This is a genomic window from Paraburkholderia sp. MM5477-R1 (assembly GCF_050436385.1).
Taxonomy (GTDB): Bacteria; Pseudomonadota; Gammaproteobacteria; order Burkholderiales; family Burkholderiaceae; genus Paraburkholderia; species Paraburkholderia tuberum.
Genome location: NZ_JBNDMC010000005.1, coordinates 1,062,956 through 1,078,268 on the forward strand (window position 1 = coordinate 1,062,956; position 15,313 = coordinate 1,078,268).

Here is a 15,313-nt window from a genome sequence, read left to right on the forward strand (position 1 = left end):
AAAGTGGAACCGAAAACCGTCATGACATTGCTCGCCGGCGCACTGCTATGGTCCACGGCGCGCGCTGATTGCCTCGATGAGGCGGCCGCCTTCCACCACGTCAACGTCCATCTTGTGCGCGCCATCGCGGCGGTTGAATCAGGCCTGCGGCCCACTGTCACCCACGCCAACGCAGATGGCAGCATCGACATCGGCCTCATGCAGATCAATTCCAGCTGGCTGACGCGGCTCTCCCGCTACGGCGTGACACGTGCAGCGCTTTACGATGGATGCACCAGCGCCTACGTTGGCACCTGGATCCTGGCCAGGAACATTGCCCGTCTCGGTCTTACCTGGAACGCCATCGGCGCCTATAACGCGACGACGCCCGCACTGCGCCTCACCTATGCACGCAAGGTCTATCGACAACTGATAACCGATGCATCGGCAGCATCCGTGTCACGACTACTTCGCACGCCAGCGGCGGCTCCAACACGCTTCGACGACACCCGGAGCGTCGAATCCATCCCTCGCCCGCGCTCCGGTGCAACGCTCGCCGACTGGGAGGCCAGCGAATGAACAAGCTGACCTACGACTACGCGATCGAAGTCCTCAACGACTACCTCGGCGAACTGCAGCCACTGATGAATGACCCGCATGTTCAGGAAATCATGGTCAATCGCGCGGACGACATCTGGTACGAGCGCCTTGGCGTCATTACCCATGTCGACGACTGTTCCATCGATCCGGACGCGCTGGACCGCTCGATCACCATTCTTGCCAATGTCAATGCCAAGGCCCAGACACCGCTGCTCGATGCGCGGCTGCCCGGCCTGCGGATCGCTGCTGCGCGTGCACCAGTCGCGCTGCATGGGGACATGATGTCGATCCGCAAGCACGCGCGTCACCGAATCGATCTGACCGACTACGAGCTTTCCGGCGCGTTCGACGCACTGCCCGCGTCGGCCAGCCGCTTTGGCGCCCGCCATAACGACAGGCTGCTCCTGCACCTGTGCGCCGGTGGCGCGGCCGTCCGCGCGTTCTTCGAGTGGGTCATGCGCGAGCGGATCAACGTCGCGTTTTCGGGGGGCACCTCGTCGGGCAAGACCACCCTGCTGAACGCGCTCATCGACGTCATTCCTGAAGGCGACCGGATCGTCACCATTGAGGACACCGCCGAACTGCAGGTGTGTGCGCCCAACGTCGTGGCGTTCGAGACCAACCTGGGCGTGACGATCCGCGATCTGGTGCGCTTCGCACTGCGTATCCGGCCCGACCGCATCATCGTTGGCGAGGTCCGCGGCGCCGAAGCGTTCGACCTGATGGAAGCGCTCAATACCGGACACCCGGGTTCGATCGTCTCGTTTCATGCCGACTCGTCCGATACCGCGCCGGCGCGCCTCGAATCACTGATCCGCATGAGTGACGAAGGACGGTTGCTCACGATCGAGGATCTGCGCATGAAGATCGCGTCCACCTTCCGTTTCTTCGTGCACGCCGAGCGTCAGGGCGCGCTGCGCGGCCCCGTCGAGATCCGCGAAGTGCTCGGCGTCAATAACGGCCGGTACCAGACGCGCCTGCTGTTTTCCCGGTATGCCGCCGCTCCGATCGAGGAACTACGCCATGCCTGAGCCTGTGTCCATACGCCCGATCAGGCGCCGGTTCGAACTTCCGTCCGCCCGCGCGCTTCTGCATGCCATCACCGCCCTGGCCGCGCACCCCGGCGATGCCCATTTCAATCCGCACCGCGAGCCGCTGCGCTTCACGCTGCTGGTGCTCTGGCTGTCGTTGATTCCCACCTTCGCCCATGCCGGCATGTGGAACGGCGGCCTGTGCACGGTTTATCAGCAGGTGCTGGACAACGAACTGCTCGAAGTCGTGTCGCTCTCGGCACTCGTCGGCTCGATCGTGCTGTGGCTGCTGGATGACGGACGCAGCAACATCAAGACACATGTGCTGCGCGGCGTGATGGGCACACTGGCCATCCTCAACATGCCGTTGTTGTGGGCGCAGGTCTTCAATCACGGCGCCGCCTGCAGCGCCTCGCTCTGAGGAAGCATCGATCATGACCGGACCTGCCCTCACGACATCACGCGAGAGTGACGAACCCGACGACCCGCTCGTCGCCCGTATCCGCAAGACCCTGCTCGAGCAGTTTCTGCTGTTCGGCATTGATCGCCGGTGGTGTGTCGCTGAAGTGCTGATCGTCATCACCGTGGCGGCGGGCCTGCGCAACCCATGGGTGCTGCTGACAATGCTCGTTACGCACCCCGTCCTGTGGATGGCAGTCAGGCGCGATCCTGACCAGATCAGCTGCTACACGAAGTACAGCCGGCAGGGCGACTTCTACGAGCCCCGCCAGATGTTGCACCAGAAACTCAACGCTCGCCCGAAGGGCTTTGGCAGGGGGACCCTGTGTTGAACCCCGATCACGCTCAGCGCCCGCTCTCACCGTACGACTCCGAGTCGCTCGCTGCCATCGGCCAGCGGCTGGACGGTCAGCGCCGGTCGACCGCTGAAATGGTGCCGTGGTTGTTCAAGTACCACGACTCGCTGATCGTCAACAAGGACTCGGCGCTGATGGCCACCTATGAGTTCACCGGCCCCGATACCGACAGCATGTCGGCGAGCCAGATGCTCGAACTGATGGACAACCTGATGGACGCGATGCGCGACCTGACGCGACGGCCGGTCACGCTCTGGTGGACGGTGCACCGGCGCCACACCGACCGGTATGTAACCGTGCCCTTGCCCGACGCCGTCGCCCAGACCATCGACGATGAACGCCGCCGCACCTTCGAGCAGGCGGCCAACTATGTCAACCGCCACTATGTCACGCTCACGCTGCTGCCCGACGTGGGCATCGACCGGTTCGCCGGCCGCGTGATGCACGGCATGACGCACGACAATCTGTCGGTAATTGGCTCGCTTGCACAGGCGGTGCGCGGCACGTTTTCGGATCAGTACCTGTTCGCCTATACCGCGTCCGAACTCGCCGCGGTTGTCGACGCGTTCGAGAACACCCTCTTCGGCTTCACCGCAGCCAATCCCCACCTCGCGTGCCGGCGTCTCACGGGTGAAATGTTCGGCGCCTTCATGCACGCATGCTGCTCACCGCCAAGTGATCATGTGAGGGCGCTCACGATTCCCGAGACCCCCGCGCTCGATCTCGAGATGTGTGACACTGAGGTCACACCGGGCCACGACTACCTGCACTTCTATTCCAACGGCCGGTGCCGCTTCGGCATCGCGACGGGCATTCCAGCCCGACGCGATTTCTGGCCGGACAACGTCTCGCCGACCAGCCTTGACGGGCTGCTCAAGATTCCCGGTGAACTGACGATAAGTCACGTGTTCCCGCCTTGCAACCCCAGGTGCCGCGAAGCGCTTCATTGACAGCATCCGCAAGTATCACGAAGGCCGCAGGCTGGACGCCCGTGCGGTGCTCGCGGCGGCACTCAAGGGTGGCGACACCGCTGGCGCCCGTCAGAACGAGGCACGCTCGAGCGCCGCCCAGGAGGCCAACCGGCGGGCCGGCAAGGTCGAAATGGCTGAGGAACTGTATGGGTTCTACAACCTCTCCATCGTTGCCTGGTCGCCCGTCTATGAAGAGACCCCCGCCAATGTTCAGGTCGCCGCCGAATCCGCCTATGCTCAGGCGGTTGCCACCTACAAGGCCGTTGAGGAAGTGCTGCGCGGCGCCCACTTTGTGCCGGTGCGCGAAACCCTGCACGCGTTCTCGTCGTTCGCCACGACGATTCCCGGCATGTGGCGCGAGTGCGCGCGCTGGGCGTTTCTCGACACCCGCGCCCTCGCCCGCATGCTGCCGCTGCGTGGTGTCTCGCGCGGACACGCCGTCAATCATCACCTGACCCGCGAAACCGGCCAGCTGTGTCCGGCACTGGCAGCGTTTCCGACTGATTACGGCACGCCTTTCTGGTTCACCGGGTTTCTCGCCGACGTGGGCCATATGCTGATCTGTGGGCGCACCGGGTTCGGCAAGACGATCTTCATGCTGCTCTGCGCGACGCTGTTCAGGAAATATCCGCATGCGTGGCTCTATGGCTTCGACAAGGACCTGTCGATGCGAATCCCGACCATCCTGCAGGGCGGCCGCTACATGCAGTTCGACCCGGATGCGCCCGGGGTCTCAAGTGATGAGCTCGCGCAGGCCAATCCCCTGGTGTTGCTCGCCGATCCACGTCATATGGAATTCCTCGTCGACTGGATCAGGATGCTCATTGAACAGCGCGGCACCTATCAGGTGCAGGCGACGGATCTGCAGGAAATCCAGAAAGCGCTGGCGGCCACGCGCAGCCGCAGGGACCCGCGCTTCTGGCGCCTGCACACCATCCACGTGTCGCTTCCGCAGGGAGCGCTCGCTGACGAGCTGGCGCTCTGGGTTGGCGACGCGGTGCACGCTCACTACTTCGACAACGTCGAAGACAGTTTCGATGAGGCGCGCTGGGTGTCGATGGAGACGAAACGGATTCTCAGGAATCCGGTGATCGCGCGTCCGTTCCTTTCGTACGTGACCTACCGGATCCAGGATGCGCTACGGGAGCGGCGCTCGCGCGGCGTCATCGGCCCGACCCTAGTCCTGTTGCCCGAGATCTGGAACCTCCTCGATGACGATGCGTTCGCGAAACAGATCGGGGACTGGATCGTCACGATGCGCAAGGAGCTCGGCTGCGTGTGGATGGATGCCCAGTCACCCGAACAGGTCGCCACCTCAAAGATCTGGCCACAGATCCGCGACAACGTCCTGATCCGCGTGTTCGTGCCGGTCGAAAACTTCACCCCGTCGGCGAAGGCAGCTTACCAGCGGGATTTTGGTCTCTCCGATGGACAGATCCAGACGATCCAGAAGCTCGTCGCAAAGCGCGATTACTTCGTCACCGAACAGGGCGGTGCATCACGCCGTATCTCGGTGCCGCTCGATCCACGCTCGATCGCGATCCTGCGCTCCGAGATGAGCGCCCAGATCCTGTTCGACCGCCACCTCCGCTCGGGCCAGCCGGACTGGAAGGAAGCCTATCTGCGTGACGCTGTTGGAAGCATCGAAAGAAGCCAGTTTGCGCAATCCAGTGATGATGAGGTGATGTATGCGCGAATATAGACATAGGTTAGCCACAGCGACGGTGATCGTCACTTTCCTTCTCGACCCGACCGCCCGCGCGGGCGGCGGCGGAGTAACGGGAGGCTCAACCGAGATCACGCAGTTGATGAACCATGCCGAGCTCGCCGCGTCAGTCGGCAAGCAGGCGGAGATGGTCGAACAGAATGTTCAGGCGCAGATCACGCGACTGCAGCAGTATGTGACGATGGTGCAGAACCTGAAACAGGTTCCGGAATCGATGGTCAGTCAGACGTTCGGACCGTACCGCACCCAGATCACCAACTACCAGTCCCTCTATAGCGCCGTGTCGAAACTCGGTCAGGCAGCTAACGCCACAAGTTCGCTTTTCGGGCGCAGCGTGTCCGAGATGAACGCGACCGGCATGTCTCCGTCGCAGTGGCTCTCGGCCTATACAAATCTCGCGACAACGCGCGGCGGCCTTTATCAGCAGCAGCTGGATCAGGATATGGGCAATCTCGGCACGCTTGCTGACAGGGCCCGAAACCTGCAGCAAATCCAGTCACAGATCCCGAACGTAACCGGCAATGTGCAGGGTCTGCAGATGCTCAACCAGCAATCAAGCGTGCTCGCCGGCGAGATGGTCGATCTGCACGCGCTGTTGCAGCGCCAAGTCGCACAGCAAATGCAGGATCGTGTCGAGCAAGCGAAATCGCAAGCTTCAGCTTCAGCCTTGATGCAAGCGCGGCAGGCTCGCGCGCAACAACTCGACTCGACCGAAAAGAGCCAGATTCAGAACGGGCAGTTCGACCTCCTGAACGACGCCCAATGACAACACCAACAGAGCAAAGGACGATGAAATGAAGGATTTCCTCGGACTCTCCGCCACAACATGGATTGTGATCGGTGTGTTGACGCTGATTGCATCCGGTGTGCTCGGCATTCTCTGGCTGCAACTTGACACAGCCGCGCAGCAAGCCGCGGCACGTCGGGCTTACGCAGAACAGATGCAGGCCCGTCAGGAAGCCGCCAAACGTCTCGACCAGCAGGAAAAAGACACGATCAAACGTGGTCACTTTGACTTGCTGCGCAACTGAAGAGCGCGGGTAATCGGCAATGCTTAAGCGCTGGCTTTTCCAACGATTGTGCCGCTCCCGCACAGAAATGCGGGTCGTGGCACGTCACTGGAACCAGGCTTGTGCGAGGGTCACGCCAGAAAACGATGACTGGCTTGACCCGACCGACAGGCGCATCACCCGCAGTTGGCGACTCAACACACTCTGGGGGGCGCTCGTCATCCTGAATACCCGCGCCCATCTTGTAGCCGGAGCACTTGCGGCGCTTGCAGGCCTGCTAGTTGTTCTCACGCTCCATCTCACGGGAATCTGGCACTGACTTTATGGATCCGATCACCGTAACAAACCAGCTCTTCCAGCAAATGCAAAGCGCCGGCGTGAACATGTACAGCCTGTTCGTGAACGACGGTATCGACCTGCTCATGGCGCTTGGGTTGATCGTGGCGTCGTGGCGAACGTTGCTGTGGGTGCTTGAGGGTCATACAGCACGTTACGTGGCATCGCTTCTGAACCTGCTGATGCGCACCGCAATCATATTGTTTATGTTGACCACATGGACAGGCGTCACCCGCGACTTCTTCGTTGGCAACATGCAGAAGATGGCCGATCACGCGATCGGTGGCAGCGCCAACGCAACGATGGTGTTGCAAACGCTGTGGGGTGGCGTACAGGAGATATTTTCGTCGGCTCGTCAGCAAGCCTCCCAAAACTGCCAGCAGGTACCAAACATGACATCCGATGGTCAGATCTTGTCTGGTACCCATCAGGAGTGCAGCGCCCCTTCGAGCAACGCATCCACGTCGGGTGGAGTCTCTCTCGATCTACAGAACATGATGGCCACGCTGGCTTATACGCTGCTCGCCTTCGCAGCAAAGGTGATCGCGGCGGCTGCGCTTCTCTTCATGGGGTTGGCGTTTGTTTTGGTGATCCAGTTGGGCTCGTTTCTGATGGCTTTCGCATTCTGTCTCGGACCTGTACTGATACCGTGGTTCCTCTTGCCGCCTACGGAATTTTTGTTCAATGGTTGGCTGCGCTTTACGATCGTCGCCGGCCTGTACAAGGTAGTGGCATGGCTGATGATGACCCTGGTGGTCAATGGCGCACTGCCATCTCTCAAAGGCCTGATCGACCAGATCGCACTGTCCAATGGGCTCGCCGGAGCCGACTACTTCGCGAGCAACATCCTGCCAATACTGGCACTGGCCTTCGTGGCGTGCGTCGGAGCGTATTTGATGTGGCTCGCACCTGGCATCGCAACAGCCCTCGTGTCAGGCGGGAACCCTGCACCTGCAGGAGGTTTCGGTAGCGGATCCGTAGGTCAGGCGATGCGCCGCTTCGGACAATTCCAATGAATCAGCGATTGTGTTCTGCCAACTCGCGACCGCGCAGAGCGTTCGTCGAATCTGCCGATTCTTGTGCAGCGTCACGGATTTTCCGCGTCTCAGCGGTACTGCTTCGAACGAAACACCACGTAGCAAATGCAACAGCGGAAAACAGCCCGGCAATTGCAGAACCTCGGAGTGCATATAACAGCACTGCGATCAAACTGATTGCTAAAAGAAGAACCAGTTTAAGGCTTTTCACGGATTACCTCCGCAGACTGACACGACCGTTCGGAGCAGTCTACCACTCTGAACGTGGATGAGGAGCACCACATGTTTGCCCCAGGAACGCACAGGAGGCCCGCTGCTAAGGCGGACGCGCCCGCTGTGGAACAGCCATCGCCCCCAAACACGGGCCTGGGCGTTCCCGGCTGGTTCGCCGCGTTCCAGAAACCTGTCTGGGAAAAGCGGGTCGCGATCAAGGTCGCCGCGCTCTTTGCGTTGATCGCGCTCGGTCAGACCGTTGCGCTCGTCGTTCAGAGCGGCAACAGCGGTCCGAAGCCCTACTTTGTTGAGCATGATGGGAAATCCGGAGCCGTGTGGGTCTCGGACCGCTATGCCGAACAGTACAACGCGACCGCCGCGAACAAACGCTATTTTCTGGTGAAGTGGGCGACGCGCGTGTTCACCATCGAAGCCGACAGCCAGGACACGCTTACCCGGCAAATTCCGGCCGCTTCCGGCTGGACCTCAGGCGCAGCCACAAAGGAACTTGAAACCTACATCACGCAGACGGACCCGGTCGCCCAGCGCGTAGTAACTACACCCGGTCTCACCCGCGAATTTATCGAAAACTCCACGTCGTTTTCACCTGACGGCCAGCTCGCCTATGTGATCTTTACGTTGATCGAAAGCCTCAACGGCAAGCCATCGGCGCCGCAACAGAAACTGCTCACACTCACCTTCCTCCTCGCGCCTGAAGCCTTGCGTCCCGGTGAAGAGAAAGACAATCCGCTCGGGCTGCGGATCACCCACATGACCTTGACACCATACGTCGGTGTGAATCCTGGAGCTGCACAATGAAGTCGCCCACCCTGCTCTTCTTCGTGCTGTCCCTTGTCGCGACTGCCACGCTCGCGACCGGCGCTGGTCACGCGGATGCACAGACTCCCGGACAATTGTCCCCGTCCTCAGGGCCTCTACCCGCAAACACGCCGACGTCGGCCCTCCCCTCAGCGATGCCGGGCATTCGATCCGTTCGCGGGCATCCGGCTTCCCGGCCACGTGCCGGTATCAACGGCCCTTACCGGGCCCCCGACGACGCCTCGCTCGTTATCTACGACTATGACAAGGACTATACGTACCCGATTCACACGCTGGCCAACCAGGAAACGCACATCCAGTTCGCCGACGACGAAAAGGTAATCGGCGTCTACATGTCCGACACGAAGCGCTGGATCCTGCATACCGCGATCACCCGGCAGGATGTGATGATTGAACCCCGGCAGTCCGGCTTGCGCAATCCGACCACCATCATCACCACACAACGCCGCTATGAACTCGAGATCCGCTCGTCCGACTCAGGCGAGTTTTATCACCGTGTGTCGTGGCATTACGCCGATCAGGATGCCGTCGCCCCCGGAGGCCAACCGTCGGCGTTTGGGGTCGAATATGCGCGCTCCACCTCGACGGGATTGCCTGGATCGGGGCCACCTGGTGTCACTGGAAACGGTCCGCGGGTCGACCTGACGCGCGCAAATTTCAATTACCGCGTGAGCGGCAGCGCGCCATTCACGCCAACGATGGTGTTCGACGACGGTCGCTTCACCTATTTCCAGTTGCCTCATAACGTCGAACTGCCCGCGGTGTTCGTAATGGACAGGGACGGCAAGGCCGAAATTGCGAACTTCATCCCGATCGGCAACGACTTCTACGAAGTGCAACAGATGACCACATACGGAGTCCTGCTGAAACGCGACAAGGATGAGGTCCGGATTTTCAATGGCAATAGCAACAGCAACGACTGCCGGTTGACGGACTGCGACCCGGCTCGCATGCGCAGCATCTACGGGAAGTCCTGATCATGACGATGCCCGACGAGCCTCGGGAAGTCCCAAACCCGGCAGACCGTCCCTATCAGGGCGTGCAGAACACCGGGACACCACCCATCACACCGGAACCGCGGCGGCAAACCCGTATCCGCCGCAACCTTGCCAGGACGCTGCTCGCCGCGATGTGCTCAGTCCTGCTGGCAATTGTCCTGATCCGCCACTTCTCCCATCCGCACGAGACCGCAGCAGAACGCCAGCAACGCGAAGAACTCGAGGCCGCGGCACGTGATCCCGAAGCCCAGCCGGATGCACTGCGCAAGCGTCTCGAGCAGCAACACGCACTCGCCGAAACACGCAGGAATGCGCAGCAGCCACCTGCAAGTAGCCCTGTCGCTAGCGGCACTCCGACCGAAGAAGCCGGAATTCCCAAAGGCCGGCCGGGCGATGACGCAGGTCCGGTGCCGCCCGGCTACCACCCGCCTGGCGCGGGTGCTGGCAGATCGACCGACGCCGATCGCCTCGCCCGGCAGCGGCAGGCCGAGCTGATGGAGAATCAGTCGCTGGTTGCCTACGAGGATACGGGTGGTGCGACACGTGAGAATCGCGAGCGTAGCGAGAATTCGCTCGACGCAATGCAAAATGATTTGCCGCGCGCTATCTCGCAGGCACGTGACGTAGCACCCGAAGGTATGCAGTCTCAGCTGTCGGCCGCCGCCTCGGGGCTGACGCATCTCAGCGAAAGCAGCGCGACGGCGCAACGCAACGCGAACTGGCTGGAGACCCGGGGCAATGACCAGCAGGACGCGCCGTTAATACCAGTGCCAGCCGAATCGCCCTACATGGTGATGGGAGGCACGGCAATACAGACGGTCGCCCTCCAGGGAGCAAACAGCGACATGCCAGGCGCCTTTCGCGCGATGGTTGATCGCGATATATATGACAGCATCAACGGCACCTGCAGGCTAATTCCCAGGGGCACCCGGATTATCGGGGTCACCAGCAACGACGTCGCGGTGGGTCAGGAACGCATGCTGATCGCAGCGACCCGCATGATATTCCCGAATGGCGCGAGCATGCGACTGGATGGATTGAGCGGCGCCGACCCCAACGGTGAAGCCGGCGTCACTGCAGACGTCAACAATCACTTCTTCCGGATCTTTGGTTCGACCTTCCTGATCGCTGGCGTTGCTGCATGGATTGGACACAACCAGGCTCAACCTACCGGCACGACGATCAACATCAACGGCGGAACATCCGATACGTTGACGTCGGCAGCCGCGCAGTCGCTATCGCAAACCACGCAGACCATTCTCCAGCGCAACATGAATATCCAGCCGACGCTAAGACTGGAACCTGGCCAGCGCATCACGATGATCACAAAGCGCGACATGAAATTGCCCCCTGCGCTCGTCGAGGGAAATTGCCTGCAGTGAAACCAGTTCATCGCAGTCCGCTGCCGCAGTCTCCCCCGTCGGGAAACTGATTGCCCAGTTGTCGGCCATTGCAGACGCTCAGCTACCGACCCTCATCGGGCGGCTGCACGGTACTAACCGGCCGTTCGCCCGAGCCGGCTCCGGAGCGACGACTCTCACATCGGCGAATGCGTACTTACGACCCACTGCAGCCGGTCGCGCGGTCAGGGTTCAACGGCAGGTAACAGAGTGGTCCGGCCATCCGAGCCGGTTTCTCGGGGGCAGCAGCTCGGCCAATGCGGACGTCCAGTGGGCGACGTCGGTGAGGCGGCTGTAGGTCGCTTTCCTGCCGCTCGCGCATCGGTGGGCGCGAATGTCAGGTGTCAACGTCAACGAACGCGTACTCACGACCCACTGCACGCCGTTCGTGGATTCAGCGGTTAAACGTCAGTGATGCGACGCACATCGGACATCGCGCTTCTGACCTGTGGATGCGAAAAACCGCTACTTGATTTTCCAATTCACCTTGTGGTCCAACATCACAGCAAACGTGCCGGGTGCTGGTGGCCGCAAGGGATGTCCTGAGAATGTGCCGTCACCGGTGATGCCCTTGTACTTTCCCGTGCCCCCGGTCAATGTCTGCGCGTCCGTCGAGACCGTAAGGTAGATCATGTCACCGTCGGTATCCGTCTCGGTGCAGGAACCTGTCTCCGAATACTGGCCGGCACGGGCTCCTTCAAAAAACAGACAGTGCACTGAAAGTTTGTCGAAAGGCTTTTGCCCGCTGGGGTTGCGAGTAATTCCGAATCCCTCAATCACCGTGCCCGAGCCCTGGTCACCCATTTCCATGGTCGATAACACGTGATTGAGGTAGTAGCCCACATATGTCGCGCTACCCTGCTGAGGCATGTCGTTCTTTTGAGCCCATGTGAGCCCAGTACAAACAGAAAAAAACGCACCGACGATCATCGAGTTAATGATTCTGCTCATTATCACGTCTCCTTTTCGTTCGTACTTCACACGTTGCATAACCTATGCTTTCCCTCTCGATAAATGTCAAAGTCATGGAGACCTCCGTAAGCGTTGAGCCCCCATCCGACAGCATCTATTTCAGTGCGTTACTGAGCATCTGTCCAGACAAGTGTCCTGCACCTTCGGCCCATAGCTGGCACATACAAGCGTCGCGGAAAGAGCTTTTCCGTGGTCACGTCAGCCAGTCGCGGCGCGCGGCGCCAAGCTAATTAGGTTCGGACTTGGCACTGGCTCGCGAAGCGGTCGCGGCCGGCGCCGATTCAATCGTCGCGCAGGGCGCGGCTGCAGGAGGCGACAGAGCCGTACGAGTGATGTCCACGTTGATTCCGGAAGCTATTGGCCTGATTCATGAGATAGCCCGGCAGGCGAGATACTCCATCGCATGCTCCGCGACGCCGAGAATTGACTGCAACACCAGGTAAAGATCCCGGAGAGCCTGCAGGAACCAACCCGCTCCTGCCGTGCAATCAGTTGAAGACGGCAACGAGATTGGCGGAACGGCCGCTTGTCCAAATGGAGCCGCCGTCCGGATGCCTATGCAGGTATGTGAGTGAATGACGCTCTCTGGCCGATGTCTGCCGAATCCGGAAGTCGACCAATGACCCGAACCGTATCGGTGGCCCCGATGCCTACTACGATTTCCCATTATCGGTATATCCGAGGCCACCAAGGATAGCCAGCTTGCGACGTAAAGCATGCCCAAGCCGTTCAGACAACGAATACGCCCGGCGCTTGCTCTCAATCAAGGCGTCTGCAAGGTGCCGTCTTTCAACCGGGTTTGGGTCCAGGTCGTCACGGTGTTTTCACACGGGTACTTTGTCGCTTCAGCTTCGTCGATATCGACTCCGAGACCGGGTTTGTCGTTCGCATACACGTGCCCGTTGCGGAACTCGGGCAAGCCTGGGAAGACGTCCAGCAATGCCGCCCGCGGACCCTTCAGGGCTTGGATGACAAAGTTGGGCGGCTCGGTGCCCGACCATTCCTGAACCCCGAAATTGCGCGCAGCGAGATCGATATGAATGTTCGCCGCGTGAGCCATCGGCGACATATCGCCCGGACCATGCCAGGCTGTCCTCACGCCAAATTGTTCGGCGAATATCTGCAGCTTGCGTCCGGCAGTAATCCCGCCGATCTGGCTCAGGTGAACGCGTATAAAGTCGATCAGGCGCTCAGTGATCATGAAGCGCCATTCATACGGGTTGTTGAAGAGTTCGCCCTGAGCGAGAGGTGTCGTCGTCTTTGTGCGCAGTTGCCGTATCCATTCGCCCTCTTCTAGCGCAATCGCATCTTCAAGGAAGAACAGCTCGTATTGCTCGAGCTCGCACGCGAAGCGGATCGCTTCGACAGGTTTGAGCCGCTCATGCACGTCGTGACACAACTCGACGTCGAAGCCGACCTTGCTGCGAATGCCGTCGAAGAGTTTGAGGGTCTCGCGCATGTACTTCCTGCTGTCGAGATACACGCCCTCAGGCGCGCGCGCCGGCGCGCCCAATGGCGCCTTGCCATAGCCGCCTCCGCCGTAGCCGCCGCTTTGACAGCGAATGTGCGTGATGCCCTGCTCCCGATACTTCTGGATGTTCTCGCACAACTCGTTGAGATCACGCCCGTCCGCATGGCGATAGATGGGCACCCCTTCCCTGCACTTGCCGCCGAAGAGTTGATAGAGCGGCATGCCCGCCATTTTGCCCTTGATGTCCCATAAGGCCATGTCGATGCCCGAGATCGCATTGTTCTCGATGGGGCCGTTGCGCCAGTACGCGTTCTGGTGCATCAGTTGCCACAGCTCCTCAATCGCCTCGGCGTCCCTGCCGATCAGAAGCGGTCGCAAATACTCCTCGACCAGACATTTGACCGCTACATGCCGATACGCAAACGTCGCGCAACCGAGCCCATACAGTCCAGCCTGATTGGTCTCCACCTTGACGACGATCAGGTTGATGCCTTCCGGCGCGGTCAGGATGACCTTTACATCGGTGATCAGCGTTGTCATGTTGTTCCTGCCATTGCAAATGTTGAGTCGTGGCGTGGCGGTTTATCAGCGGCTCACTGCGAGGCGCCCTTCCTGCTTCGAGCGCTGACCGGAGTGCTCAGGCACGGTGATCATCAGAATCACAGAGCAGAGCAGCGCGCCCGCCATGAACATGTACGACGCCGCCGGGCTACCCGTCGCACCGTTCAGATAGCCGACGATCCAGGAGCCGAGAAACGCGCCCATCGCGCCGCATGAGTTGATGAGTCCGATCGCGCCGCCCAGCACGTTGCTCGGGATGAGTTCGGGAACGAGCGCGAAGAAGGGTCCATACGGTGCATACATCGTTGCACCTGCCACGACCAGCAACGCAAACGAGGTCCAGAAGTGCGAGCTGCCGATCATGTACGAACCCACGAATGCAATCGTCCCGATCAGCAGCGGGGGCCAGACGAACAGCTTGCGGTTGCGGGTCTTGTCGGACAGCCATGATGCGAGCAGCATCAGGATGATCGCAGCGAGATACGGAACGGCGGCAAGCCAGCCGACCGACACGATATCGATCGTCGAAGCCGTCTTGAGAATCGACGGCAGCCACATGATGAAACCGTACACACCCACGCTCCACAGCGCGTGGATCGCACAGCATTTCAGCACGATCGATGAGCGGAATGCGGTCTTGTAGTCGCGCACCGGCGCAATGTCGGCCTGTTCGGCCTTCAGGCGCGCCTGCAGTTCGGTCTTTTCTGCTTCGCTCATCCAGGGCGCGTCAGCCGGCTTGTCCTTGACCGTGAACCACCACACGACGGCCCACGCCAGCGCAGGTATGCCTTCAATCACGAACATCTCGCGCCAGCCGAAGCTGTGCACCAGATAGCCGGACACCACCGACATCCACAGCACCGTCACAGGGTTGCCGAGAATCAGGAACGTGTTGGCGCGCGAACGTTCTGTTCGCGTGAACCACCGGCTGATATACATCAGCATCGACGGCATCACTGCGGCCTCCACGACGCCGAGCACAAAACGCAGCACCATCAGCATTGGAATGTTGCTGACCATGCCCGTCGCTGCGGCACAGAGGCCCCACAGGATCAGGCTGAAGAAAATCAGTTTCTTGACGCTGTTGCGCTGCGCGTAGATCGCGCCGGGCACCTGAAACAGACAGTAGCCGAGAAAAAACAGTGAGCCGATCAGCGACGACATGCCGTGCGTGATGCCGAGGTCCTTGTCGATTCCGGTGGCCGCGGCGAAACCGTAGTTCGCACGATCGAGATAGGCGAGGCTGTAAGTGATGAAGATGATAGGCATCAGATACCACCATCTCTGGGTTGCTACGGGTTTGACGCTTTCCATGATGTCTCCGATCGGTGCCGCGAAAGACGGCACACACTG

General features: G+C 60.6%; 16 protein-coding genes. 12 read left to right on the forward strand and 4 right to left on the reverse strand.

Annotated elements, in window-relative coordinates; all coding sequences use genetic code 11:
* The first annotated feature begins 21 nt into the window (after positions 1 to 21).
* From OKW35_RS17250 to OKW35_RS17290, 9 genes are all read left to right on the forward strand, one after another.
* Positions 22 to 558 (forward strand): lytic transglycosylase domain-containing protein, encoded by a 537-nt coding sequence (locus OKW35_RS17250; RefSeq protein ID WP_429552661.1) that lies wholly within the window; start codon positions 22 to 24, stop codon positions 556 to 558.
* Complete coding sequence (locus tag OKW35_RS17255) at positions 555 to 1,610, forward strand: CpaF family protein (protein ID WP_429552662.1); 1,056 nt, start codon at positions 555 to 557, stop codon at positions 1,608 to 1,610. The genes OKW35_RS17250 and OKW35_RS17255 overlap by 4 nt, the downstream gene beginning before the upstream one ends.
* Positions 1,603 to 2,031, forward strand: a complete 429-nt coding sequence (locus OKW35_RS17260) for a hypothetical protein (protein ID WP_429552663.1) — start codon at positions 1,603 to 1,605, stop codon at positions 2,029 to 2,031. Before OKW35_RS17255 ends, OKW35_RS17260 begins: the two co-directional genes overlap by 8 nt.
* A 13-nt stretch (positions 2,032 to 2,044) precedes the next feature.
* Positions 2,045 to 2,401: a VirB3 family type IV secretion system protein gene (locus tag OKW35_RS17265; protein WP_429552664.1), complete on the forward strand. Its 357-nt coding sequence runs from the start codon at positions 2,045 to 2,047 to the stop codon at positions 2,399 to 2,401.
* Positions 2,395 to 3,375 carry a hypothetical protein gene (locus OKW35_RS17270; RefSeq protein ID WP_429552665.1) on the forward strand — a complete coding sequence of 327 codons (981 nt, stop codon included), beginning with the start codon at positions 2,395 to 2,397 and terminating at the stop codon, positions 3,373 to 3,375. Before OKW35_RS17265 ends, OKW35_RS17270 begins: the two co-directional genes overlap by 7 nt.
* Positions 3,376 to 3,421: 46 nt before the next feature.
* Positions 3,422 to 5,098: a VirB4 family type IV secretion system protein gene (locus OKW35_RS17275; RefSeq protein ID WP_429552666.1), complete on the forward strand. Its 1,677-nt coding sequence runs from the start codon at positions 3,422 to 3,424 to the stop codon at positions 5,096 to 5,098.
* A 205-nt stretch (positions 5,099 to 5,303) separates the two neighbouring features.
* On the forward strand, positions 5,304 to 5,888 hold the full coding sequence (locus tag OKW35_RS17280; RefSeq protein WP_429552667.1) for a conjugal transfer protein TrbJ: 585 nt from the start codon (positions 5,304 to 5,306) through the stop codon (positions 5,886 to 5,888).
* A gap of 28 nt (positions 5,889 to 5,916) precedes the next feature.
* Positions 5,917 to 6,153, forward strand: coding sequence for a hypothetical protein (locus OKW35_RS17285; protein ID WP_429552668.1), 237 nt, complete (start codon positions 5,917 to 5,919; stop codon positions 6,151 to 6,153).
* 302 nt (positions 6,154 to 6,455) lie between these two features.
* Positions 6,456 to 7,484, forward strand: a complete 1,029-nt coding sequence (locus OKW35_RS17290) for a type IV secretion system protein (protein WP_429552669.1) — start codon at positions 6,456 to 6,458, stop codon at positions 7,482 to 7,484.
* A gap of 1 nt (position 7,485) precedes the next feature.
* On the opposite strand, the gene OKW35_RS17295 is transcribed toward OKW35_RS17290, so the two are convergent.
* Positions 7,486 to 7,716, reverse strand: coding sequence for a hypothetical protein (locus OKW35_RS17295; RefSeq protein WP_429552670.1), 231 nt, complete (start codon positions 7,714 to 7,716; stop codon positions 7,486 to 7,488).
* Positions 7,717 to 7,787: 71 nt separating this feature from the next.
* Between OKW35_RS17295 and OKW35_RS17300 the strand changes: the two genes are divergently transcribed.
* Genes OKW35_RS17300 through OKW35_RS17310 form a run of 3 tightly spaced genes read left to right on the forward strand, consistent with a single transcriptional unit; the run spans position 7,788 to position 10,938 of the window.
* Entirely contained in the window at positions 7,788 to 8,537 is a 750-nt protein-coding gene (locus tag OKW35_RS17300; protein ID WP_429552671.1) for a VirB8/TrbF family protein, read from the forward strand.
* Positions 8,534 to 9,535: a TrbG/VirB9 family P-type conjugative transfer protein gene (locus OKW35_RS17305; RefSeq protein ID WP_429552672.1), complete on the forward strand. Its 1,002-nt coding sequence runs from the start codon at positions 8,534 to 8,536 to the stop codon at positions 9,533 to 9,535. The genes OKW35_RS17300 and OKW35_RS17305 overlap by 4 nt, the downstream gene beginning before the upstream one ends.
* A gap of 8 nt (positions 9,536 to 9,543) precedes the next feature.
* Positions 9,544 to 10,938, forward strand: a complete 1,395-nt coding sequence (locus tag OKW35_RS17310) for a TrbI/VirB10 family protein (protein WP_429552802.1) — start codon at positions 9,544 to 9,546, stop codon at positions 10,936 to 10,938.
* Positions 10,939 to 11,421: 483 nt separating this feature from the next.
* On the opposite strand, the gene OKW35_RS17315 is transcribed toward OKW35_RS17310, so the two are convergent.
* The 3 genes from OKW35_RS17315 to OKW35_RS17325 form a co-directional block, all read right to left on the reverse strand.
* Positions 11,422 to 11,907: a hypothetical protein gene (locus OKW35_RS17315; protein ID WP_429552673.1), complete on the reverse strand. Its 486-nt coding sequence runs from the start codon at positions 11,905 to 11,907 to the stop codon at positions 11,422 to 11,424.
* Between the two features lie 784 nt (positions 11,908 to 12,691).
* Positions 12,692 to 13,939, reverse strand: a complete 1,248-nt coding sequence (locus OKW35_RS17320; RefSeq protein WP_090812121.1) for an enolase C-terminal domain-like protein — start codon at positions 13,937 to 13,939, stop codon at positions 12,692 to 12,694.
* Between the two features lie 45 nt (positions 13,940 to 13,984).
* Entirely contained in the window at positions 13,985 to 15,274 is a 1,290-nt protein-coding gene (locus tag OKW35_RS17325; RefSeq protein ID WP_090812120.1) for an MFS transporter, read from the reverse strand.
* Positions 15,275 to 15,313 lie beyond the last annotated feature (39 nt).